General features: G+C 49.1%; 17 protein-coding genes. 7 read left to right on the forward strand and 10 right to left on the reverse strand.

What is annotated here, in order from left to right; translation table 11 throughout:
* Positions 1–7 precede the first annotated feature (7 nt).
* From HP570_RS07555 to HP570_RS07585, 7 genes are all read right to left on the reverse strand, one after another.
* Positions 8–775: an electron transfer flavoprotein subunit beta/FixA family protein gene (locus HP570_RS07555; protein WP_016739010.1), complete on the reverse strand. Its 768-nt coding sequence runs from the start codon at positions 773–775 to the stop codon at positions 8–10.
* Between the two features lie 52 nt (positions 776–827).
* The gene (locus HP570_RS07560; protein ID WP_012685391.1) at positions 828–1,601 is read right to left on the reverse strand and encodes an enoyl-CoA hydratase; all 774 of its coding nucleotides are present in this window, start codon (positions 1,599–1,601) and stop codon (positions 828–830) included.
* A gap of 118 nt (positions 1,602–1,719) precedes the next feature.
* The gene (locus tag HP570_RS07565; RefSeq protein WP_012685390.1) at positions 1,720–2,310 is read right to left on the reverse strand and encodes a fatty acid metabolism transcriptional regulator FadR; all 591 of its coding nucleotides are present in this window, start codon (positions 2,308–2,310) and stop codon (positions 1,720–1,722) included.
* Between the two features lie 151 nt (positions 2,311–2,461).
* Complete coding sequence (locus HP570_RS07570; RefSeq protein ID WP_173625340.1) at positions 2,462–4,162, reverse strand: AMP-binding protein; 1,701 nt, start codon at positions 4,160–4,162, stop codon at positions 2,462–2,464.
* 200 nt (positions 4,163–4,362) lie between these two features.
* A complete protein-coding gene (locus HP570_RS07575; protein ID WP_173625341.1) occupies positions 4,363–5,352 on the reverse strand; it encodes an LCP family protein in 990 nt (329 codons plus the stop codon).
* Between the two features lie 54 nt (positions 5,353–5,406).
* Complete coding sequence (locus HP570_RS07580) at positions 5,407–6,582, reverse strand: acetyl-CoA C-acetyltransferase (protein ID WP_173625342.1); 1,176 nt, start codon at positions 6,580–6,582, stop codon at positions 5,407–5,409.
* A 65-nt stretch (positions 6,583–6,647) separates the two neighbouring features.
* Positions 6,648–7,571, reverse strand: coding sequence for a 50S ribosomal protein L11 methyltransferase (locus HP570_RS07585; RefSeq protein WP_173625343.1), 924 nt, complete (start codon positions 7,569–7,571; stop codon positions 6,648–6,650).
* Between the two features lie 430 nt (positions 7,572–8,001).
* On the opposite strand from HP570_RS07585, the gene csaB reads away from it, so the two are divergent.
* Both csaB and HP570_RS07595 read left to right on the forward strand, forming a co-directional pair.
* The gene (csaB, locus tag HP570_RS07590; RefSeq protein WP_173625344.1) at positions 8,002–9,099 is read left to right on the forward strand and encodes a polysaccharide pyruvyl transferase CsaB; all 1,098 of its coding nucleotides are present in this window, start codon (positions 8,002–8,004) and stop codon (positions 9,097–9,099) included.
* A 24-nt stretch (positions 9,100–9,123) separates the two neighbouring features.
* Complete coding sequence (locus tag HP570_RS07595) at positions 9,124–9,975, forward strand: class I SAM-dependent methyltransferase (RefSeq protein ID WP_173625345.1); 852 nt, start codon at positions 9,124–9,126, stop codon at positions 9,973–9,975.
* Between the two features lie 57 nt (positions 9,976–10,032).
* Here HP570_RS07595 and HP570_RS07600 read toward each other — a convergent pair whose 3' ends face one another.
* A complete protein-coding gene (locus HP570_RS07600) occupies positions 10,033–11,685 on the reverse strand; it encodes a putative polysaccharide biosynthesis protein (RefSeq protein WP_173625346.1) in 1,653 nt (550 codons plus the stop codon).
* 204 nt (positions 11,686–11,889) lie between these two features.
* Here HP570_RS07600 and HP570_RS07605 point away from each other — a divergent pair, with 204 nt between their 5' ends.
* The gene (locus HP570_RS07605) at positions 11,890–13,266 is read left to right on the forward strand and encodes a phenylacetate--CoA ligase family protein (RefSeq protein ID WP_173625347.1); all 1,377 of its coding nucleotides are present in this window, start codon (positions 11,890–11,892) and stop codon (positions 13,264–13,266) included.
* On the opposite strand, the gene murJ is transcribed toward HP570_RS07605, so the two are convergent.
* Positions 13,241–14,767 (reverse strand): murein biosynthesis integral membrane protein MurJ, encoded by a 1,527-nt coding sequence (murJ, locus tag HP570_RS07610; protein ID WP_173625348.1) that lies wholly within the window; start codon positions 14,765–14,767, stop codon positions 13,241–13,243. The two genes, HP570_RS07605 and murJ, sit on opposite strands and share 26 nt — an antisense overlap.
* 189 nt (positions 14,768–14,956) lie before the next feature.
* On the opposite strand from murJ, the gene HP570_RS07615 reads away from it, so the two are divergent.
* Genes HP570_RS07615 through HP570_RS07625 form a run of 3 tightly spaced genes read left to right on the forward strand, consistent with a single transcriptional unit; the run spans position 14,957 to position 18,663 of the window.
* On the forward strand, positions 14,957–16,219 hold the full coding sequence (locus HP570_RS07615) for an O-antigen ligase family protein (protein ID WP_173625349.1): 1,263 nt from the start codon (positions 14,957–14,959) through the stop codon (positions 16,217–16,219).
* 4 nt (positions 16,220–16,223) lie between these two features.
* Positions 16,224–17,852 (forward strand): hypothetical protein, encoded by a 1,629-nt coding sequence (locus HP570_RS07620; protein WP_173625350.1) that lies wholly within the window; start codon positions 16,224–16,226, stop codon positions 17,850–17,852.
* A complete protein-coding gene (locus HP570_RS07625) occupies positions 17,845–18,663 on the forward strand; it encodes a hypothetical protein (RefSeq protein ID WP_016739023.1) in 819 nt (272 codons plus the stop codon). The genes HP570_RS07620 and HP570_RS07625 overlap by 8 nt, the downstream gene beginning before the upstream one ends.
* Positions 18,664–18,814: 151 nt before the next feature.
* Here HP570_RS07625 and HP570_RS07630 read toward each other — a convergent pair whose 3' ends face one another.
* Positions 18,815–20,164, reverse strand: a complete 1,350-nt coding sequence (locus HP570_RS07630; RefSeq protein WP_173625351.1) for a glycosyltransferase family 4 protein — start codon at positions 20,162–20,164, stop codon at positions 18,815–18,817.
* A 209-nt stretch (positions 20,165–20,373) separates the two neighbouring features.
* On the opposite strand from HP570_RS07630, the gene HP570_RS07635 reads away from it, so the two are divergent.
* Positions 20,374–21,510 carry a glycosyltransferase gene (locus HP570_RS07635; protein WP_173625352.1) on the forward strand — a complete coding sequence of 379 codons (1,137 nt, stop codon included), beginning with the start codon at positions 20,374–20,376 and terminating at the stop codon, positions 21,508–21,510.
* Positions 21,511–21,535 lie beyond the last annotated feature (25 nt).

The following is a 21,535-nucleotide window of genomic DNA, read 5'->3' on the forward strand; positions in this document are numbered from 1 at the left end:
CTCTCGCTTAGATCACTTTCGCTTCATTGCGCAACAGTTGCACCAATTCCGACGTTTGAGCTGCCAATTCGCCAGAGAGAATGCGGCCCGCCTGCTTTTTCGGAGGCAATGTCTGATCGACGATTTCTGTCTTTGCTTTTACCTCATCCGCAGTCATTCCCAAATCGTCTGCGCCGAGTCTATCCAAAGGTTTTTTCTTCGCTTTCATGATACCTGGGAGAGAAGGATAGCGCGGCTCGTTGAGTCCTTGCTGAGCCGTAATCAAAACAGGAAGGCTCGTCTCCACGACTTCCAGGTCCCCTTCTACATCGCGCTCTACGCGTACGTTCGTACCGTCCACTTCTAGCTTCACAGCAGTCGATACATGGTTAATTCCCAGCTCTTCTGCCAGACGAGGACCGCCTTGGCCAGCTCCGGAGTCTACAGCCATTTGTCCACCAATGATGATATCGAAGCCAACCTTTTTCGCTACTGCAGCCAATACTTTGGCGATTGTGAATTCGTCTCCGAACAGAGACTCGTCATCCACCAGAACAGCCTTGTCTGCGCCCATAGCCAAAGCAGTGCGCAGGGCACTTTCCGCACGATCTGGGCCGACGCTGATCACGGTTACTTCGCCGCCGTGCTCTTCCTTGAGCTTGATTGCCTCTTCCACAGCGTACTCATCGTAGGGATTAATGATGAATTCAACGCCATCTTCGGAAATTTGTCCGTTTTGGATGACGATTTTTTCTTCTGTGTCAAACGTCTGTTTCAACACAACCACGATATTCATCAGGATGCCTCCTCCTTAGTGGTACCTCATACTTGTGAAGCTATATGCTTAACTACCGATCTGCGAATTGCGGCTTGCGCTTTTCGAGAAATGCAGTCACGCCTTCTTTTACGTCCTCCGTCGCGAAAGCATCGCCAAAGAGCTTTGCTTCCTGCTCCAAGCCTTGTGATAACGAAAGCTCCGTTGTGTTATGGATGGACGCTAGGGCAAGCTTCAGGGTTATCGCGCTCTTACTCGCGAAAACAGCCGCCAGCTTTTGTGCTTCTGCAAGCAATTGCTCTACGGGATAAACCGCTTCCACAAGACCGATACGCAATGCTTCCTCGCCACCGATCATCTCAGAAGTGAGAATCATCTGTGTCGCTTTGCCACGGCCAACCAGACGTGGTAGACGTTGCGTACCACCGTAGCCAGGAATGAGTCCGAGATTCAGCTCTGGCAACCCAAGCTTGGCTTCAGGTGCTGCCAAGCGGATATGGCATGCCAATGCAAGCTCCAATCCTCCGCCAAGGCAAGCGCCGTTAATTGCTGCAATGATTGGCTTCGGGAACGTTTCCAAGCGATTGAACAACGCTTGACCCTTCTTCGCCATTTCTTCTGCATTTTCCCGATTCAGTTGGGTAAATTCTTTGATGTCCGCTCCTGCAATGAAAAACCGACCTTCGCCAGTCAAAACGATCGCTTTGATTTCATCGTTATTTTCCCACTGGTCCAAAAGTTCACTCAATTGACCGAGCACTGCTTGACTGAGTGCGTTAGCAGGCGGGTTGCTAATCGTAACCGTAGCAACGCGATCAACGATTTCTACATTCCAATGCGACGCCATTCCTCTCCCCCCAAACTCTCCCCATATATAAAAAACAGCTACTTTTCATTCCGAGCGATCGCTCAGTCTTACTGTTTCCATTGTAACAAACGTTTTCATGCAAAAAAAGCTTTTCTTTTCATTCTTTTCCCTTCATACCAAGCAGGAAGAGGTTATGAATGGAATCAACATAAGAGACAAGGTCGTACTTGCACTCTTTCATCACCCAAGATGTCGTCACTTCGTCCAGCGTTCCAAAAATCATTTTGCGCGTAATCCGCACCTCGAGATCAGATCGGAATACGCCCTGCTCCATACCCTCTACGATCACTTCGTCAATAAGGTTGAAATACTGCTTCATCACGTTGCCGATTCCTTCACTAATGAACGGACTGGATTGGCGGAGCTCGATTTGCGTTACTTTTGCCAGATCGTGGTCCTTGGATAGCTGGCTCAAGTGTGCATGGATGAGTACATACAGCTTTTGCTCAATGGTCGTCGCTTCCGAAATGCGTTTGCGGTTTGTCTCCACAAACTGGCCCATCTTTTCGTTAAACAGTGATATCAAAATATCATCCTTGTTTTCAAAATAGAGGTATATGGTGCCGTCTGCTACCTTCGCCTCTTTCGCAATTTTCGATACCTGGGCACTGTAATAGCCCTGTTTGGCGATTACTCGAACAGCAGCATCAATAATGGCTTGATACTTTTCCCCCGTTTTCTTTGCCATAACTACCTCCATGTTTACTAACATTGACGATGAAATGAATGATCACTCATTCATAATTAGTGTAATACAGGGCCACTCCTCTGTCAATCGCAAGAGGTCAGCAAAAAAGGCCGCTTTCCGCCTGGGATCGCAAGCCTCAAAACATCAGCTACTAGCTCGTTTTGATTTCTTCCTGGGCTTCCCTTTTCTTCTTGTCTTCTTCTTGTAATTGGCGACGCAATACTTTTCCGACCATGGTTTTGGGCAAATCTGTACGAATCTCGTATTGTCTCGGAATCTTATAGGCGGCGAGTCTCTGTCTGCAATGCGATTCCAGATCCTCTTCACTTACGAGCTGTCCATCCTTGAAAACGACGTATGCTTTGACTGTTTCCCCCCGGTAAGGATCTGGGACACCGATGACTGCTGCCTCCTGGATGGCGGGATGCTCAAACAGCACTTCTTCTACTTCGCGCGGATAAATATTGAAGCCACCAGCTATAATCATGTCTTTTTTGCGATCTACGATATAGAAATAGCCGTTTTCGTCCATATAGCCCATATCTCCCGTCAAAAACCAGCCATCCCTTAATACGGCAGCGGTATCCTCTGGGCGATTCCAATAGCCTAGCATGACTTGGGGTCCTTTTACGGCCAACTCCCCGACCTCGCCTTGGGGCATCTCTTCTCCTGTTGCCGGATCTACAATTCGGCAATCCGTATCTGGCCACGGCATCCCGATGCTTCCCGTAATGCCTTTTTCCCAAATCGGGTTGGAATGTGTTACGGGAGAAGCCTCTGTCATCCCATAGCCCTCGACCAGCTTGCCGCCCGTCAACTCCTCAAATTTGAGCTTCACTTCGATCGGCAACGGAGCTGATCCACTGACACATGCGTCGATCGATGAAAGATCATGCTTTTTCAAGTCCGGGTGGTTGATGAGACCGATATACATGGTGGGTGCCCCTGGGAAAAGAGTAGGCTTGCGCTTGTCGATCATTTCAAATATTTGCTTCACGTCGAATTTGGGAACGAGAATAATTTCTGCTGCGATACAAATCCCTTTGTTCATCACGGTAGTCATTCCATACACGTGGAACAACGGGAGCACACACAAAATCCGTTCTTTTCCCTTTTTCAGTTTGTAAAGGACCGCTTGGCACTGGACTGCATTCGCAATGAGATTGGCGTGCGTCAGCATGACGCCTTTGGCAACACCTGTTGTCCCCCCTGTATATTGGAGGAGCGCGATGTCCTTGGTCGGATCGACTGGTACTTCAGCAGGCTTGTTAGCGCTTTCTTTTAATACGGAAAGAAAAGGCTCAATATCTGCGCTGTATGTAACCTGCGGATTTTGTCCTTGTTTCTTCTGCACGAACGGATAGAGCCATTTTTTCAGTAAGGGAAGGAAATCGCCAACGCTTGTGATGATGATTCGTTGAAGTGAGGTAGCTGCACGGACTTGGGTAACACGTTTGTACAACAAATCCAGTGTGATGATGGTCTCGGCGCCAGAATCGTTCATTTGGTGAATCAATTCTCGCTCGGTATATAGCGGGTTGGTCATGACCACGATCGCGCCTGCAAAAAGCGCCCCGTAGTAGCTGATGACGGCTTGTGGAGTATTTGGCAGCATTATCGCCACGCGGTCACCTTTCTTTACACCGCGCTTGATCAATGCATTGGCAAATTGATATGACAACTGCAAAAGCTCTCGATACGTAATGCTTTTTCCCATGAAATAGATCGCGTTACTGTCTGGATACACAGCTGCTGATTGCTCCAGAAAATGCGTCAAAGGAACACGGGGGTAATCCAATGACGACGCAGTTTCGGGCGGGTAATTGGCAATCCAAGGCTTGGCATTTGACATGGTCATTCCCTCCATCCCTTAAATGGCCTTGCCTCTCCCTATGATCTACATTCATAATCTCTTCCTAATGACTATTGTATTCGAAACATATTCAATTTTCCAATTAAAATCATGTACGTTCCATCGGGACATGAGCATTCGACAAAAAAGGACACGACCTTTGATAAAGCCGTGTCCTTTACCCTTATGCTCTTTGTGTCTTACGATGTTATTTCCTTGATCATTTGCTGACGTGCTCTTTCCCGTTCAGTTGTGGGGACGAGATGATACCAGCCGACGATTCCATTATGCCAAATGCGCTCATCCTGCCCGACCAGTGTATCGGCTTGAATGGCGTTCGGAGTGCCATCGCCATAGGACAGTAACAGAGAGGCGATTTCCTGCTCGGTGAGGTCCGTTTTCACATGCTGACCCAGTATCTCCATGAGTGAAAATGCCTTGGTATACCCTTGGAGCGAGGTGCCTTTAGAAGCCAACGCTTTGAGAATTTCCTGCTGTCTGCCAATCCGCATGTAATCACTGTCTTCCTTGCCTAGATCACTTTTTCTATAACGGGCATAATCCAATGCCTGCTTACCTGATAAAGTCTGCAGCCCTGGTTGTATATCGATGTACGTGTCGTCGCTCGGATCGCTGTACTTCATACGTTTCTTCACATCGACAGTGACACCGCCCAGCTCGTCCACAATTTGACGGAAGCCATCGAAATCTACGGAGATATACCGATCAATTTTTATTTGTAAAAACTTTTCCAGTGACTCCTTCACCATCTTCGGACCACCAAAAGCCATCGCATGGTTCACTTTGTCGTATCCCTTTCCCGGGAGCTCCATGTAGCTGTCACGCGGAATCGCCAAAAGGTAGACGGATTGCTTCCCGGGATGAATCGCCGCAAGCATCATCGTATCTGAACGTGCACTTTCCCCGTCTCGACTATCTACGCCAAGAAGCAGGGCGACGAAAGGCTTCAATGGTTCTGTTCCTGTCAAAAGATCACGAGGAGGAAGGGACGCAGTCGCCTGTTTTGCGCTCCCTTTGGCTCCATCAATCGGAGCATACCACTGACTGGTCATTTGCTTGTATTGATAGGCACTGTAGGCAACCAGCAGCAACGCCCCGATCGCCAAACAGGATAAGGTATGAAACGCAATCTGTTTTCCATGTCGCTTGAAAAATGACCCTATAAACATGACAAAAGCCTCCCCCTTTGCTTCCATTTTTAACAGGGGAGACTTCGTTTAAACCTATGTGCGTTCGACAACCATCGCCATACCCATCCCGCCGCCAACACAAAGGGCAGCCAAGCCTCGTTTCAGCTGTCGCCGCTTCATTTCATGCAGCAAGGTTATGACAATTCGGCAGCCAGTAGAACCGACAGGATGACCCAGCGCGATACCACTTCCGTTCACATTCGTTATTTCCCGAGGCAGTTCTAGCAGTTTTTCTACGGCGAGGTATTGTGCGGCGAAGGCTTCGTTCACTTCGATCAGTTCGATATCCGCGAGCGTCAAACCGGCTTTTGCCAATGCTCGCTTCACCGCTGGAACGGGTCCATATCCCATCAAATCAGGCTCTACTCCCGCTACTGCCCACGAGACAATTTTGCCGAGTGGTTCGATCCCGAGCTCTCTCGCTTTTCCTTCTTTCATCAAAACGGCTGCGGACGCTCCATCGTTGAGCCCCGAAGCATTGCCTGGCGTCACTGTACCATTGTCACGAAAACTGGGTCTAAGCTTCGCAAGACTCTCCAGAGTCACTCCCCTGCGAGGGAATTCGTCTTCCGTAACCATGATTTCTTCCGAGCGTTTTTTAACAGGGACCCCGATGATTTCCTCGGCAAACAAACCGCTGTCTATGGCGCGGATCGCATTCTGCTGACTGCGCAAGGCAATTTCATCCGACTCCTCACGTGTGATCCCATAACGATCGACCAGACGTTCTGCCGTTTCTCCCATCAGAATTTGATGGTGGGGATCTGTTAACAACTCCCACATCGCATCGGTCATTTCTCCATGTGTCAAACGTTTGCCCCAGCGCGCATTTTTCAGGACATACGGGGCGTTGCTCATGCTCTCTACGCCGCCTGCCAAAACAATTTCACTGTCGCCTAAAAGGATCTGGGAAGCGCCGCTCACAATCGCTTGCATGCCGGATGCACATTGACGTTGTATCGTGAAGCCCGTCACTTCTTTTCCCAATCCTGCGTCCAATGCTGCCACTCGCGCTATGTTTGGTTCGTCTGTCCGCTGAATGCAATTCCCTAAAATGACTTCATTGATCTGAGAAGCTTCCAGGCCAGATCGATCCATGACACCACGAATGACGGTTTCTGCCAACTTGCGAGCGCTTACATCTTTCAAGACGCCACCAAACGTACCGATTGGCGTACGTCCAGCAGCAGCAATGACAACCTGCTCCATTTGTTTTCCCCTCCATTGAGTACCTTATTTTCTTTATTGTCTCACACGGAAGTTACAGGGCGGTTCTAAGCGATGTTTTTCAATACAACGGTAACCCATTCGTCATGTTGACTTTCTTTTTCTACTTGGAAGCCTGCTTGTTCAAATAAGGCGATGACAGCATCCCGATTCCATTCGACAATTCCCGAGAGAATCAAAGTTCCTTTCGGTGCCATTCTCTCCGTAATCATCGGAAGCATCGCGACATTTTCATCGCCCCCGATGTTGACCAGAATGAAATCAGCTTGGTCAGGCAATTGGGACTTCACTGCGTCCTCTCTCGCATCCCCAATGATTACTTGTACAGCGTGGTCAGGAAGGTGGTTATTGGTCGCATTGACGAGAACCTGATACTCGCTTTGTGGATTAATGTCCACTGCCCATACAGGATGCTTCGCTCCATTCAAAGCGCAGTACAAAGAGAGAATTCCTGAGCCAGCTCCTACATCAATGACTTGCTTACCCTCCAGATCCATTTCTTGCAAAAACAAAAGAATGTCCTGCGTCGTCCCATGATAGCCGGTTCCGAAGGCTGCACCTGGATCAATCCATAGGATATGCCGAGCCGACTCCAAGGCTGCGGGGTCCGTCCACGTTGGTGCCACCCACCAATCACCTATTTTGACTTCACGGAACTCCTCTTTCCACGAATCATTTTCCTCAGCGACGAGTTCTACATCTTTTATCGTGACTTGTCCATTCCACCGCTGAATGTAGGTCTTCAGGCGAGCTACATGCTCCTCTTCACGATCGTGCTGGGGTTCAAACAAATAACCAGCAAGTGGACCTTCCGTATTTTCTGCGTAATCATATCCGTTTTCCGTTGTCAGTACTTCGATTTGCGGTTCGATCCAGCCAAGCGTGTAGGAGCTGGTCAAAACCTCTGCCACAAACAAATCCTCAATTTCTGGTTCCACTAGTAATGTGTATTTGAGCCACATGTTTTCCATGATGAAAAATGCTCCTTCCCTTTTGCTGTTAGTCGCCCCTATTCTTGCGGACATCTATTCACTCATATGTAGATGGCAAGGATGATAGAGAACATGGTATGATAGTAGAATGGACTATCACAACCGCAGGGAGGCTTACCATGTTTGACGAATTTTTTTACCGTCGCCGCAAAAACAAGGGACTTTTTATCGTCATGATTGCCCTCATCGTTCTTGGCATCGGCATGTTCGGTATGGGTTTCCTCTATATGTTCTCGTAAGTCGGAACAACATCATTATACCCTACGAACCGTGCTGCACCCACTGTATCTGTCCAAACAATTGGAGCGGGAAGTTTTCTACTGTCGTTGCTTTACTTCCCCTTGTTTACTCGATTATACTTGAGAATGTATTTTTCCTGTACGTTTGATATAGAAAGAAGGTTCACTCCATGTCGCGAATTCTCATCTCCGGGTACTACGGCTTTAATAATGCCGGAGACGATGTGGTCCTGTACGGCATCATCAGCTCTCTTAAGCGGGAACAACCAAATATCTCTCTCGCCGTCTTGTCCAATCAGCCTGATCGGACTGCGGAACTGTTCGGGATTGAAGCCTATAACCGCTGGAGCTTTGGAACCATCGTCCGCGAGCTTTCGCGAAGTGACATGCTGGTGATGGGCGGCGGTACACTGATGCAGGATGTAACCAGTCCGCGCAGTGTCCTCTACTATTTGGGCATCGTCACCATTGCCAAGCTTTTAGGTAAACCCGTGGTCTTTTACGCGCAAGGGTTTGGACCCATCCTTAAATCGCTCAGTCGCACGATGATTAAACGCGTGGTGAATCACGTCAACATCATCACCGTTCGCGACTACGAATCAGGGGAGGACTTCAAAGCCTGCGGCGTAAAAAAAGCCCCTATCTATATAACAGCTGACCCTGCTCTGACGATATCCCCTGACGATATTGCAGATCAACGGGGAAAAGAGCTGCTCCATGGTATGTTTGATGATCCTTCCAAGCCTTTGGTCGCCATCTCTGTCCGGGACTGGAAGCAGGAACAGCAATTCAAACAGAAGATAGCCAGGGCAGCAGATTGGTTTATCATGCGCGGATGGAATGTTCTCTTCCTGCCGATGCATGTCCCTAGTGATTTGGCACCGTCTCAGGAAATCATGGACCAGATGAGCCAACCAGGAGCACGTCTTCTCGATGCACCCGTGACTTTTCATGACATTATGTCGGTACTGAAGCAATGCAACTACGTCGTTGGAATGCGGCTTCATTCACTTATTCTTGCGTGCATGCTGCGAATCCCTTTTATCGGTATCTCCTACGATCCGAAAATCGATCGATTCGTTGAACGCGCTGGAATGCCCAATGCTGGTCATATTACTCAACTCGATGAAACTACACTTTTGACCTTGCTCGCTGAAAAACTGGACAACCTCGAACACGAAATTGATGTGGTAACGAAGCATTCCCATCTGTTAGCGATCGAAGCTTCCAAAAGCAGTGAACTTGTTTTGCAGGCGCTGCGCAAATAAGGCTGACCTGGAAAGGAGGACATCATGTCCTTTTCTTCACAAGTGTTACTTCGTTTAAATCGATTATTTCCTCTCCCCGTTCACCCATTTAATCTGGCAAACAACGGGGAAATGAGCTATACAGAATGGCAATTTCAAAAAGGGGATCAAACGATTCAGTTTTTCCTCCCCTTCCATTCACAGGAGCAAATGTTCCGTGACAAAACGGTTTTGGACATCGGCTGTGGCGGCGGTGGAAAAACCTGTTATTACGCCACCTTTGAACCGAAAAAAATGATCGGCATCGACATCGTCCCCCACTACGCGGACGAAGGAAATGAATTCGCGAAGAAAAAAGGACTGGATCATCTCGTCTCCTTCATGACTGGTGATGCCGCGAGAATGGACTTCCCGGACAACACGTTCGATACGATCATCATGAATGACGCGATGGAGCACGTAGGCGAACCGGAAAAAACGCTGGAGGAATGCTTTCGGGTCTTGAAGCCTGGCGGGCATCTCTACATCAATTTTCCGCCGTATTATCATCCATACGGTGCTCATTTGTCAGATGCGATCGGCATTCCTTGGGTGCATGCTCTCTTCTCGGAGCAAGCCTTGATTGACGCCTATAAACAGCTAGTCCGCGACTTGCCAGACGGTTCTGACCGGATTGCTTTTCGCTTCGACAAGCTTCCTGATGGTAGAGATACGATCTCGTACATCAATCGCATGACGATCAAGCGATTTCGAAAAATTCAACAAGGCGTGGTGCAGCCTGCGGTTTACCAGCGAGAGATTCCGTTGCGCAATCAGTTGCAGACCTTGGCAAAATGGCCCGCTACCCGTGAATTTTTCGTGAAAATGGTCGTCTGTGTTTATCAAAAAACGAAATAAGAAGGACCACATAAAACCCCTTCCTCCGTTTGTGGAGAAAGGGGTTTTGTGATTGGTTTAATCGTTATTCGTATTGGACTTTAATGAAGAAGCTTGTTTCCTCCGAATGAATTGGATAAAAGTGCGCAGCTTGTTTCCGCCAGGCAGCCAATCCAACTCCTTGTCCTCAATGAGCGGAATAATGATGAGCAGTCCCAAGTACACAATGAGTCCTACACCGACTCCAGCAACGGTCTCTATCGCTCCCAACATGCGTACTGGTTCTCTTCCCCTGAACAGGAAATCAACTGCCTCTGTCGCTCCCCAAGCCAGAATCAGCATGAGGTTAGCCACAAGTAACGGATAAATGGTATCGAAGCGCCAGTTAATCGGAATCGATACGTAATGGTTGATGACTCGCATATTCAGTACGCAGACAAATGCAGTCGCAACCAGCCAAGACAGGGACAAGCCGTCCATACCGAACATCGAGGTAAACACGAGTGTCGCCAGTACCTTCACAATAACCCCATACAGCAGATGACGCGCAGGGATTTTTTCTTTACCAATCCCTTGCAAAATACCATTTGTAGCCAGTAACAAGGAAAGCGGGATCGCGGTGATGCCTAAAATCGCCATGGCACGTGTGCCTTCCATATCACCATACAACGCCAGATTCGCCCCTTCAGCTACAGCTGTCAGTCCCAGACCAGCAGGTAGACCGATTAGCCAAGCAAAACGCAGGGAGAGCTTGGTCAAGGTCGTAATCCGCTCCTGATCCTTTTGTCTGATCGCTTCGGCAATGGCAGGGACAATCGAGAGGGCAATCGATGATCCGAACAAGCTCGCCATTTGCAGAAGTGGTCCTCCCCTGCTGTAAATGCCAAACCACGTATCCGCCGTCAAGCCGTCCACATTCCATATGTAGCGGAAGATGTTAATCGCCAGAAAGGAATCCGTCAAGCTGAAAATCGGGATAACTAAGGCACTGATACAAATCGGCCAGGCAATTCGCCACATCGAGGCGAAGAAGGCACGATCATACCACCAAGTAAGGCTCCGCCACTCAGCCCCGCCAAATACGGAATTTTTCCGATTGTGGAGCCACATGAGTAACGCTAGAAACCCGAGACTTAAAAACGTACTGATCATTGTTCCAAAGTTAACTCCGGTAATCACGGTATCCGTATCTTCACCGAGTGACACGAGATACAGGGAAGCTACCAAAATAAATACGACGCGCAAGGTCTGCTCTACGATTTGCGAGAGCCCGACAAACAACATTTTTTGATGGCCGTAGAAAAAGCCGCGAATAACCGCAATCAAGGGAACGAACAGCAGCGACATGGAAATCGCTCGAATTGGCTCAATCAAATGCGGATTCCCCATGAGCTTTGCGATGAGTGGAGAGCTGACGTACAGGAGCCCAAACAAGACAAGTCCGATGGCGCCCATCATGACCATGCTACGGGCCAAAATTTGTCCAATAGAGCCTTGTTTTCCTTCAGCTAATGCCTCTGCAATCACTCTCGACAACGCTACTGGCACACCTGCTGTCGCCAATATGAGAAAGGTCAGGTAGAGAGGATATACTTCCTGATAGAGTCCGAGACCTCTGTCGCCAACTATCTCTTGAAGGGGAATTCGATAGAACATCCCGATAACTTTTGACAAAATCCCCGCTATGGCTAAGATCAACGCTCCCGCGAGAAAATGACTTTTTTTCAACATGGGTAACTCCTTTATTCGTCTCTTTGACTGGATACCCGTGGGGCAGCACCAATCGACATGAACCCACTCTCTATCCTACTATCATTTCCCTCTTCCAGCAAACAGGTATATCGATGGAATTTCGCAGGAATACTGGTGAAAAACAGATTCCATTGATTTTTTTTAATCATCTGCCTGTGTGATCTATGAGTAGGAGGGGATATTGTGCCCACAACCGGATTTTTGATCCGCCATGTACAGTGGCCGCTAATGGAGGCTTTGAAAGGAAATCGCATCCGTCCTTACATGAAAGAATTGCAAGCAACACAGCGTCTATCTGCCGAAGCGCTTACCGTGCAGCAGCGAGAAAAGCTGGTGAAACTACTCAATCATGCGATACAAAATGTACCAGCTTACACTGCCTTCGCCCCAGATTGGAGTAAAATGCGTGAGATGCCTGAACGTTTTTTGCAGCGGATTCCTGTTCTGACCAAAACACACTTTCGGCAAAACACTGATCAATATTTGAGCCAGGGCCGAGAAACAAGCAGGCTCATTGGAAATCGAACCGGAGGCTCCACGGGTGAACCTACCCATTTTTACCTCGATCGTCCAACTGTCGAGCGATATGAAGCTGCACGGTGGTTTGGGCTATCCTGGTACGGCATTCGCATTGGTGACCCGTGTGTGATGATTTGGGGCTCTCCACTCGAATTAAACGCCCAGCAAGCTCGCCGCTTCCGCTGGAAGGAACGCTGGTTGAAAAACCGCCTGATGATTTCTGCCTATGAATTGGACGAAAGACATTTGGAAGCAAACCTGCGCCTCATCCGGGAATTCCGTCCAGCCTATTTATACGGGTACTCCTCCGCGCTGCATACCCTCGCCATGATGATGCTACGACGTGGCATGGGACTGGGAATCCCGCTTAAAGCCGTGGTCTCTACAGCAGAAAGCCTGCACGAACACCAGCGGCAAACGATTGCCCAGGCTTTTGATGCGCCTATTGTGAATGAATACGGCGCTCGTGACGGTGGAATGATCGCCTATCAATGTAAAGCAGGGAGCATGCACGCCTTTTCCGGGAACTGTTATTTGGAGGTAGTCGATCCAATTACGCATATGCCCCTCAACAATGGACACCCAGGAGCACTGCTTGTCACTGACCTGCACAATACCGTCATGCCTCGCCTGCGCTACCAAATAGGAGATGTCGTCGCTCTGTCTGATTCAGCCTGCTCATGCAATCTCCCTTTTCCACTTCTTGCTTCGATAGACGGCAGAGAAGACGACATGTTCCTATCACGAAACGGAAAGTACGTGCACGGACATTATTTTAATCACATCGTTCGCAATATGGACAGCTTTCGCACCTTCCAGATCGTCCAGCATGAGCCGGAGCGACTGAGCCTGCGACTGGTGAAGGAGCCCGAACGTTTTTTGCCTGCCGATGAAGCCAAGCTTTTGGCAGGAATTCGCGCGGCGTTAGGTCAAGTGAGTATCCACGTTTCTTATGTGGAGACCATTCCTCCCGCTAGCTCAGGTAAGACTCGTTATGCCATCCGGGAATTCCCGCTTACGAGCGCCCCCCCGCTGGAGTAGACCGCTTGCGTACTTTTTGCAGCAGCTCTGAAACAAGTGGCTCGCGAACCAAAATGAGCACAACAAGATATAAAACAGCTGCACCCATAATTCCCAGCGATAAGTACAACCAGACAGGCAAAACGGATAACCATGGATCGACGAACAAAATAGCACCAGCCATGACTGCGCAGCCCAGAATGGTTTTCCCTGTAGTCATGAGGAAATTCGCTCGTACAGGGCTGCCTACTGCCCTCCATAGCAAAATGAACAGCAGGAGCGCTTGACTGATAGCCGAAACTGCATTGGCAAGAGCAATTCCGCCATGACCAAGCAGCGGAATGAGCAACCAGTTGGCAAGGGCATACACACCGATCCCAATCGCCCCGATCATAACGGGTGTCTTCGTGTTTTCTAGTGCATAAAAGGCGCGAGTCAGCAAGTCTCTCGACGCTAAAAAGAAAAGTCCCACGCCGTAAAACGGCAGTGCCCACGCTGTTAAAGCGACAGAATGCTCGTCGAACGCACCGCGCTCAAAAGCTAGACGGATGATCGGCTCTGCGTATAACGCAAGTCCAACTGTCACGGGCAGAAGCAAAATGAGGAGATAGGCAAGTCCCTTTTGCAGGATTTGCTTCATCTCCGTCATTTCCCCCCGCTTGACATGACTAGCCAACAGTGGGAATAACGGCAACGTAAACGCCCCGACAAAAATAGCCAGAGGCAATTGCATGATCTGATTCGCATTGGCGAGAGCGGAAACGACACCCGTTCCAAGCCCTTCCGCGAAGCCTCGCTCTAAAAAGGTAGTTGCCTGAGCAACAACCGCACCAATTAAAATCGGAATGACTCGCTCGCCCATGCCTTTGAGAGCAGTGTCCTCACGCCAAGCGAAGGAGAAGCGCTGCTGATAACCGAATCCGCGCAAAGTCGGGAGAATCGGCAACAGTGCAGCCAAGTAGCCGATTGTCGTAGCCATCGCCAAACCAATGGGTCCATACATCGGAACGAGTACATACATGCTGACAATTACCAAAGCACCATTGGCTACCGTGCCGAGCGTCGGTGTAAAGAAATGTTGGTGCGCATTACAAATACTCGACCACAGCCCTGTTAACCCGATGAAAATAGCTGATGGCCACATCCATTGCAGCATGCTAGCCGTGAGTTCAAGCTTCTCACCTGTCAGTCCAAACATTGCAGCAAGCTGATAAGAAAAGACAACTCCTAAGACAGACAGAGCAACGAATATACCCAAAATGATCGTGAGCATCTTCTGATAGAGGTCAGTCGTCCGCTCTCCTTTTTCCATCATGCCGCGCATGGTCGGAATCAGTACAGCATTGACCGCTCCCGGTATGACCAAGAACAGCGTCAGCGGGATCGTTGCCGCGATATTAAACGCATCTGCCTCCATGCCAGTACCGTACAAGTTGGATACATACACACTGCGAAAAAAGCCCAGAAGCCTTCCAACAAGAGTCAGCACGACAATCATGGAAGCAATTTTTAACAAACTCATGTCCACTTTTCTCCTATCCCTATTTGAAACCCTACGTTCCAGGCTTGGTTCTAACCCCTCAAACTACCTAGTTATCATATCTTATTTCTACCGTTCCTACCAACCTCTTTCCCCCCGGCTTGCTACCGGGTTGCCAGATTCATTATAATAGGTAGGTTAATCCCTACCTGTAGGAGGACTACAATAAAAATGAGAGAAACCGTGTTGAAGTGGGGAAGCCAATCAACTACATGGTTGTATTTGCTGTTGGCCTATCCAGTAATTGATTACGTCTTGCGACAGATTCTACCGATTCCAGTCATATCTTCTTTGTGGGATGAAGCACTGCTCATCGTTCTGATGCTGTTTACGTTTGGAGCCTTTTTGCAATCAAACAGAACGATGCCTGGAATCAAACATTGGCTGGGAGCCTTTTTCGTCCTGGGTGTTGCCATCATGGTGACAGACATGGCGAACTGGGAAGCGACTGTGGAAGGATTCCGCTCTGTCTACCAGTACATCCTCGCCTTTTTCATGGGCTTCTATTTACTGAAGTCGATGGAAGACCTGAACAAGTTCATGAAGGTACTTGTGCTGGTTGGTTTCGTAGCGGCACTGTATGGTGTCTTGCAAGTCATCGTGGGCGTCAAAACACCTGAATCATGGGTGCAGGAAGGGGAAGCAGTTACAACGCGTGCATTCTCCTTCGTAACGAGCCCGAACGTATTGGGCAGCTATATGGCGTTGGTTACACCGATCGCCGCTGGTCTGTTCATGACAGCTACTACTCTCAAGCAAAAATTGATTTGGGCCATTGTTGCACTGACCACCGTGCTTGCTTTGCTCTTAACCGGGTCCCGCGGTGCCTGGTTCGCTCTTGCCTTTGCCGTGTTCGTTTGCTTCTACATCTGGAACAAACGAGTAGCAGGATATTTGGTGATCGCAGGAATTATCGGGGTTGTAGCCCTGTTCTTCGTTCCTGATTCAGTTCCGCTTGTCGGAAAAGTAAAAGACCGCATTTTCACGCTGTTTACACCTGAATACTTCGAATCTAGCAGCCAAGGCGGACGTATTGGCCGTTGGGGCGAAGCCTATGACAAGATGCGCATCGAGCCATTGTTCGGCGTCGGTCTCGGTCATCACGGCGGTGCAGTTGCTACGCGCCATTTCGGAACGATTTATTCAGATAGTTATTTCTTCAAAAGCTTGGCGGAATACGGTCTGATCGGGATCATCCTGTTAATCGGTTCCGTGATCACCATGTTCAAGTATGGCGCCGGACTTATCCGCAACCTCCAAGGCTCGCCGCACTTTTTCGCGATTCTCGGACTGCTGGGCGGACTAATCGCGGTAGCAACGCATAACCTCGTGGAAAACATTTTCGAGGTGCCGTTCGTGGCCCTCTATTTCTGGCTGTTTGGCGGCTTCCTCTGCGCATTATTCGTCGACCAGACACAAAACAAAAGGTGGTGAGGGCATGCGCCGGAATCCTATTCTCGATACGATAAGCTGGGCGCTGTACGCCATTGCCCTGTTTCTGATTTATCATTTGCTCGTGAAACCCGCGTTCCTTGATTTAACGTGGATTGCTGTACTCATTTTCCTGCCACTGCTAGCATTTTGCTACTTTGTGGTACATCCGTCGGAACGTCGACAAGTGCTTGTGTTTACCATCGGCTTCTTGCTCTTGGATCGCGCACTGACACGCGTCGATGTGAAAACGACCGCTGCTCTGTTGATCGGTGGTGCAATCGCAGTCATCGTGATTGCGCTTCTCGTGAAATGGTATGGGCGCCTCAACTGGCGTGCAGTCGGCTCGTTGGTTTTGATCGCACTTTTGGCGAACGTGACGTTCAACAGAGATACTCTGACTGCACTGAGCCACTTTACCGTGACATACGAATCTGATCGTTTGTACAACGGCGATTGGGTAGATTATTTCCCGATCACGCTGCAAGACGTCAATGGCGATGGCAAGATGGAGATCATTACGTACGGCAATGCCGAGGAGCTTCCACTACCGGAAAAAATTGAAAAGCCAGAGACGGAAGAAGAGAAAAAAGCAATGGCGGAGAAGCTGCGCCATTTGCAGGCGGAACCTGTTTCTCTTTACGTCCTGACCTGGAAAGATGGTCAAATGGTGCGGATGCCGAATGATCAGATTCCGGCAGAAACCATGGAGATCATCAAGGAAAAACTGCCGACCGATTACCCAGGCTTCCCGTATTACACGATGAAAGATGGTCAATTGGTACCGAATGTCCAACGCCAACCATATGCGGAAGGCATGATGCAAATCGGAACGGCACCCTATCGTGCGTTTATGCTTGATATGGAGAACATCGCAAATCAACTGGCAGATAATGCAGGCAGTATAGATGTCCGACAAACACTGGGTTCCAAGTACACGGATCTACACATCAAGGATGGTATGCTGACAGGTAACTACGACGGCAAGCCTTTTGGCGGCACGACAAAAGCAACCAAGCTGATGACCACCATGATGCTACCAGATGGCCGCGAGGGAATCGTTGTCATGGGCGAGCACCTGAGTGTACTGTCTGTAGAGCCGGATGGTACACTGACAGAATCGTACACACTGACACGCAAACAGGCTGAATTGGCAACTGGCGAGTTCATTCCTGCTGATATCGACAACGACAAGGTTGATGAGCTGCTCGTGGCTGGCAAACCTTCGTACATCTTGAAACCAAAAGCAGACGGTACGTGGGAAATTTTGTGGGCAAGCGGTGACCACGATAAGAGCTTCCGCTTCTCCAACTTTGCTACGATTGGTAACAACGCCAAGCCTGAGATCGTAGCCAAAGCGAAAAGCTGGGTCAGTACCACAGATACTCGCTATTTGTCTGGCTATGACTACACGCCAGAGGGCTTGAAACAAAACTGGCGCATTTACATGCCGCTAATCAATGTGCAAATCGGCGACATCGATGGAGACAAAGAAAACGAAATCGTGGCTAATATGTACAATACGCATCGTATTCTCGTGTTTAAGCAGCACAACATTCCGGTACTCGGACTCACAATCGCGCTATTCGTGGGACTCTTGGGATACGGGGTCGTAAGGAGGTTTCGCCATGCGTAAAGCGACGAAAGCATGGGCATTGCTCGCTGCCATCTGCACAGCCTCCCTGCTCGGTGGCTGCACGTATGAGTCAGGGACGAAGGCTTTTGCCACTACCAATTTTGACCAGAAGCCGGATCAAACGACAACGGTCCAAACCGAGTCAGGGGCCGAGTGGTTGAAAACAGCTCTAGAAAAGGGCAAAACGGATGAAGAGGCACAGACCTACTGGTATAAAGGGTATGTGAAAAACACAATCCTGTCTCGTACCACGACGAGTATGTTCAATGGAGCTGTCATCAACGGGAAAGGCTATAATGTGGATGCTCGCATCGCGGCCCAACCGTATTCGTACTATCGAATTAACGACAAGCGCTATATCAAGGCGAATGAGCAGTTCGTGACCGCTCCAGAGGAGCCACTTGCCTTCGACGTATTGAAGGGCTTCGAGGACTGGCTGCCTTTCATGGATAAGGCCGTCCAATTGCCTGAGGAAAAGGTTATCGGTGTAGTCAGCGTTCCGTTCCAATTGAAAATGACAGGAGCAGAATGGCTGAAAAATAGCCAAAGCCCACTGTTTGAACCATTGAAAAAACAATTAGGAGAACGCCCTGATCTGGATTACATCTTGAAGGAATCCACGATCAAGACAACGATTTGGTTCGGTAAGGAAGACCGTCTGATCCACCAATACGAGACTTGGATCATTCTCCCACTTCCTGAAGCTGGAACAATGGACCAGCAAGTGATGTTCAACCTGTTTAAATACGGCGATACTGGTGGCATTCACATCAAGGAACCGGAAGAAGTAGAGAAATATTTGCTGTACTAAAAAAGCCTGCTACCTTAGCTTGGCAGCAGACAAGTCGGTACGAATCAGGACCTGGCGAACATCGTCAGGTCTTTTTATTTTGAAGCAGAAGAAGTATTCCTGCCACACGAAGAAAACCCCGAAGCTTCATTGGCTCCGGGGCGATGCTGTACTATTTTTTCACCAGTTCATCCATCAATTGCGCCAATTGCTTCGCCTGCTCACGGCGCTCATACGGTTTCACACGCTCTGCAAAATCCGCTCCGCGTTCCTCGCTACCCGTTTGTCCTTGCGCTTTCCACTCCTGATACAGCTTCAGGTATGCTTGCTTGATCTCGTCTTTTTGCTCAGGATCGGCTACTTGCCCAAGACGGAAATCTTCAATAATCTCTGTCGCTTCGCCTCTTTTGTTCAGAGCAAGGATCGGGTTGCCAATCCCCATGTATTCGTAGAGCTTGCCCGGAATATACGCTCCGGCGTCAGCGGACACATCCCCGATCAGCAAGAGAGCATTCGCGCCTTTCATCAATCCGAGCGCTTCTTTATGCGGCAGGTTCCCCAACACGCGAACGATGTCACTCAGCCCCAATACTTCCACACAATCGCGATTTTCGGAATACCCCGGGTAATCGAACACCCCAGCAAAGCTGAGCAAGAGATCATTTCGGTCTACTGCTTTTTCATCGATGAGTTCCCGGATGGCTTGCAGGAGAAGGCGTGGGTTGCGCTTTTGATACAAAATACCTGCGTACACCGCATGAAACTTGTCCGGAGCAGCATGGCTGGGAGCCAACCCTTGAAAATCAGCCTGATCAAACCCATTGTAGATCAGCTCCATCCGCTTGATGCGGTTCTTATGCTTCTCGCGAAAATTATAGGCGAAGGTTGCAGTAACGGTCGTGATCGCATCCGCTTGGGACATCACCGCCTCCTCCATTCGCTCTTCCATGCGCTCTCGCCATTCGATGCCAGAGGTGTGCATATTTTGCGTCCATGGATCACGGAAATCCGCTACCCATTTGCAGCCAAACTCACGGGAAAGCTTTTTCGCAATCAAATGGTTCGTTACGGGCCCCGATGTAGAAAAAATCACGTCGATCTTTTCACGTCGCATGATTTCTCGCCCTAGCTTGAGCGCATTCGGCATCCATAGGATTTGGTCGTCTGGAATCAACAAGTATGGCTTCACTTTTTTCAGCACGTTGACGATCTGTTTTTTTACCTTCGCCTTAAATGATGGCTGTGATGGTGTAGACGTTGTATTGGCACTTGCTGATGGGGCTTGTCCCCCTCGATTCGGCAGCAGCTGCCACTCCTTCGCACGGTGAATGGTGACATCACTCGGCAGTTGTGCCAAAAGGGATGGATCGAGCGTCGCATGATAAGCAGGATCTACTGTCAGTACATGGACATTCCAGCCAAACTCCCCCAAATATTTGGCCATTTTCAACGGTCTTGGCACGCCGCCTCCCCCAATAGGAGGAAATATGTAGCATATGATCAATACGTTGTGCGTATTCATTTACGTAACCGTCCTTCTCCATTTCAATTTTCCATCATCAACGATACCATAAGTGCTGTCTTATTGCGAATCTAGCAGGCATCTGCTATAGTGAAAATGGCTTTGTTTACAAATGATCGTTTATTTTTTCGGTACACGGCCTCTATTCGGTCGTGCCTCCATGTACATAACCTCAGTAGGGTTTTTAATTACGATTCGGGTGAATTCAGATGAGCAAATTACGAGTCCTCCACGTGATTGGCGGGGGGGAATTTGGCGGTGCTGAACAACATATTCTCAATTTGGTCACTACTTTTCCAGTCGACGAAGTAGAAGTCGCAGTCGTATGCTTCTATGATTCTCTTTTTGCGAGTAAATTGCGGGAATCAGGCATCCAAGTCATTACACTGAATCAGTTCGGACGTTTTGACTTACGATTGCTACAGGCTCTGCGGAATGCCTTTACCACATTCCAACCAGCGATCATTCATACGCATGGGATTAAAGCCAATTTCTTTTCACGACTGGCCGCTCGCGCTATGAAGGTTCCTTTGCTGACCACTGTTCACAGCTCACTCCGTTATGATTATACAAGCTCCTTGGCCTATGCCATTGTCAGCATGATGGAAATGAGCACGAGACATTGGAACCGTCATTACATCGCGATCAGTGGTGCGATTGCCGATATTTTGCGGGGGCAGGGTGTTCGCTCGTCTGACATTAGCGTGATTTATAACGGAATGGACATGAAGCCTTATCGGCAAAACCATTTACGGGAGAATGACCGCAATCGATTGCGTGCGGAATGGAACATACCAGAGGACGCCTTTTTGTTCGGGACAGCAGCTCGCTTTGTTCCTGTAAAAGGGCTCCCGATTCTGCTCGATGCTTTTCATACGCTTGTGGCGGACACGAAAGAGGCGTCTCCTTATCTCGTGTTGATCGGAGACGGTTCTGAACGTGCAATGCTTGAAGCGAAGGTAAAAGAATTGGGGCTGGAATCGCGTGTTCGCTTGGCTGGATTTCGGCAAGACATTCCTGCGTGCTTGCATGCCTTAGATGGATTTGTCCACTCTTCCTTGTACGAAGGGCTTGGTTATACCATCATCGAGGCAATGGCTTCGGAGGTTCCTGTCGTAGCAAGCAATGTCGGTGGTGTGAAAGAGTTTGTTTTCGATGGCGAGACGGGGCTGATCGTCGAACCGGGAAATCCTGCTTTATTGGCGCAAGCAATGGAACGACTTTGGACTTCACCACAATTGCGTGAGATCTTGGTGCAAAACGCGTTGAACAAAGTAGAATCGACTTTTACCATTCAACTCATGACCAAACAAATTGTTGCTCTTTATCGTACGTTACTGAAATGACGAAAGGCACGGTGAAACGCGAACA

Source organism: Brevibacillus sp. RS1.1, assembly GCF_013284365.1.
In the GTDB taxonomy this organism is placed as follows: Bacteria; Bacillota; Bacilli; order Brevibacillales; family Brevibacillaceae; genus Brevibacillus; species Brevibacillus brevis_D.

What these genes read in the sequence shown, in the direction of transcription:
- HP570_RS07600 (WP_173625346.1), bottom strand. Translation starts at nt 11,685, where the DNA reads ATGTTGAAAAAAAGTCATTTTCTCGCGGGAGCGTTGATCTTAGCCATA.
- HP570_RS07585 (WP_173625343.1), bottom strand. Translation starts at nt 7,571, where the DNA reads ATGGAAAACATGTGGCTCAAATACACATTACTAGTGGAACCAGAAATT.
- HP570_RS07565 (WP_012685390.1), bottom strand. Translation starts at nt 2,310, where the DNA reads ATGGCAAAGAAAACGGGGGAAAAGTATCAAGCCATTATTGATGCTGCT.
- murJ (WP_173625348.1), bottom strand. Translation starts at nt 14,767, where the DNA reads ATGAGTTTGTTAAAAATTGCTTCCATGATTGTCGTGCTGACTCTTGTT.
- HP570_RS07560 (WP_012685391.1), bottom strand. Translation starts at nt 1,601, where the DNA reads ATGGCGTCGCATTGGAATGTAGAAATCGTTGATCGCGTTGCTACGGTT.
- HP570_RS07620 (WP_173625350.1), top strand. Translation starts at nt 16,224, where the DNA reads ATGCGCCGGAATCCTATTCTCGATACGATAAGCTGGGCGCTGTACGCC.
- HP570_RS07625 (WP_016739023.1), top strand. Translation starts at nt 17,845, where the DNA reads ATGCGTAAAGCGACGAAAGCATGGGCATTGCTCGCTGCCATCTGCACA.
- HP570_RS07580 (WP_173625342.1), bottom strand. Translation starts at nt 6,582, where the DNA reads ATGGAGCAGGTTGTCATTGCTGCTGCTGGACGTACGCCAATCGGTACG.
- csaB (WP_173625344.1), top strand. Translation starts at nt 8,002, where the DNA reads ATGTCGCGAATTCTCATCTCCGGGTACTACGGCTTTAATAATGCCGGA.
- HP570_RS07575 (WP_173625341.1), bottom strand. Translation starts at nt 5,352, where the DNA reads ATGTTTATAGGGTCATTTTTCAAGCGACATGGAAAACAGATTGCGTTT.
- HP570_RS07570 (WP_173625340.1), bottom strand. Translation starts at nt 4,162, where the DNA reads ATGTCAAATGCCAAGCCTTGGATTGCCAATTACCCGCCCGAAACTGCG.
- HP570_RS07630 (WP_173625351.1), bottom strand. Translation starts at nt 20,164, where the DNA reads ATGAATACGCACAACGTATTGATCATATGCTACATATTTCCTCCTATT.
- HP570_RS07635 (WP_173625352.1), top strand. Translation starts at nt 20,374, where the DNA reads ATGAGCAAATTACGAGTCCTCCACGTGATTGGCGGGGGGGAATTTGGC.
- HP570_RS07615 (WP_173625349.1), top strand. Translation starts at nt 14,957, where the DNA reads ATGAGAGAAACCGTGTTGAAGTGGGGAAGCCAATCAACTACATGGTTG.
- HP570_RS07595 (WP_173625345.1), top strand. Translation starts at nt 9,124, where the DNA reads ATGTCCTTTTCTTCACAAGTGTTACTTCGTTTAAATCGATTATTTCCT.
- HP570_RS07555 (WP_016739010.1), bottom strand. Translation starts at nt 775, where the DNA reads ATGAATATCGTGGTTGTGTTGAAACAGACGTTTGACACAGAAGAAAAA.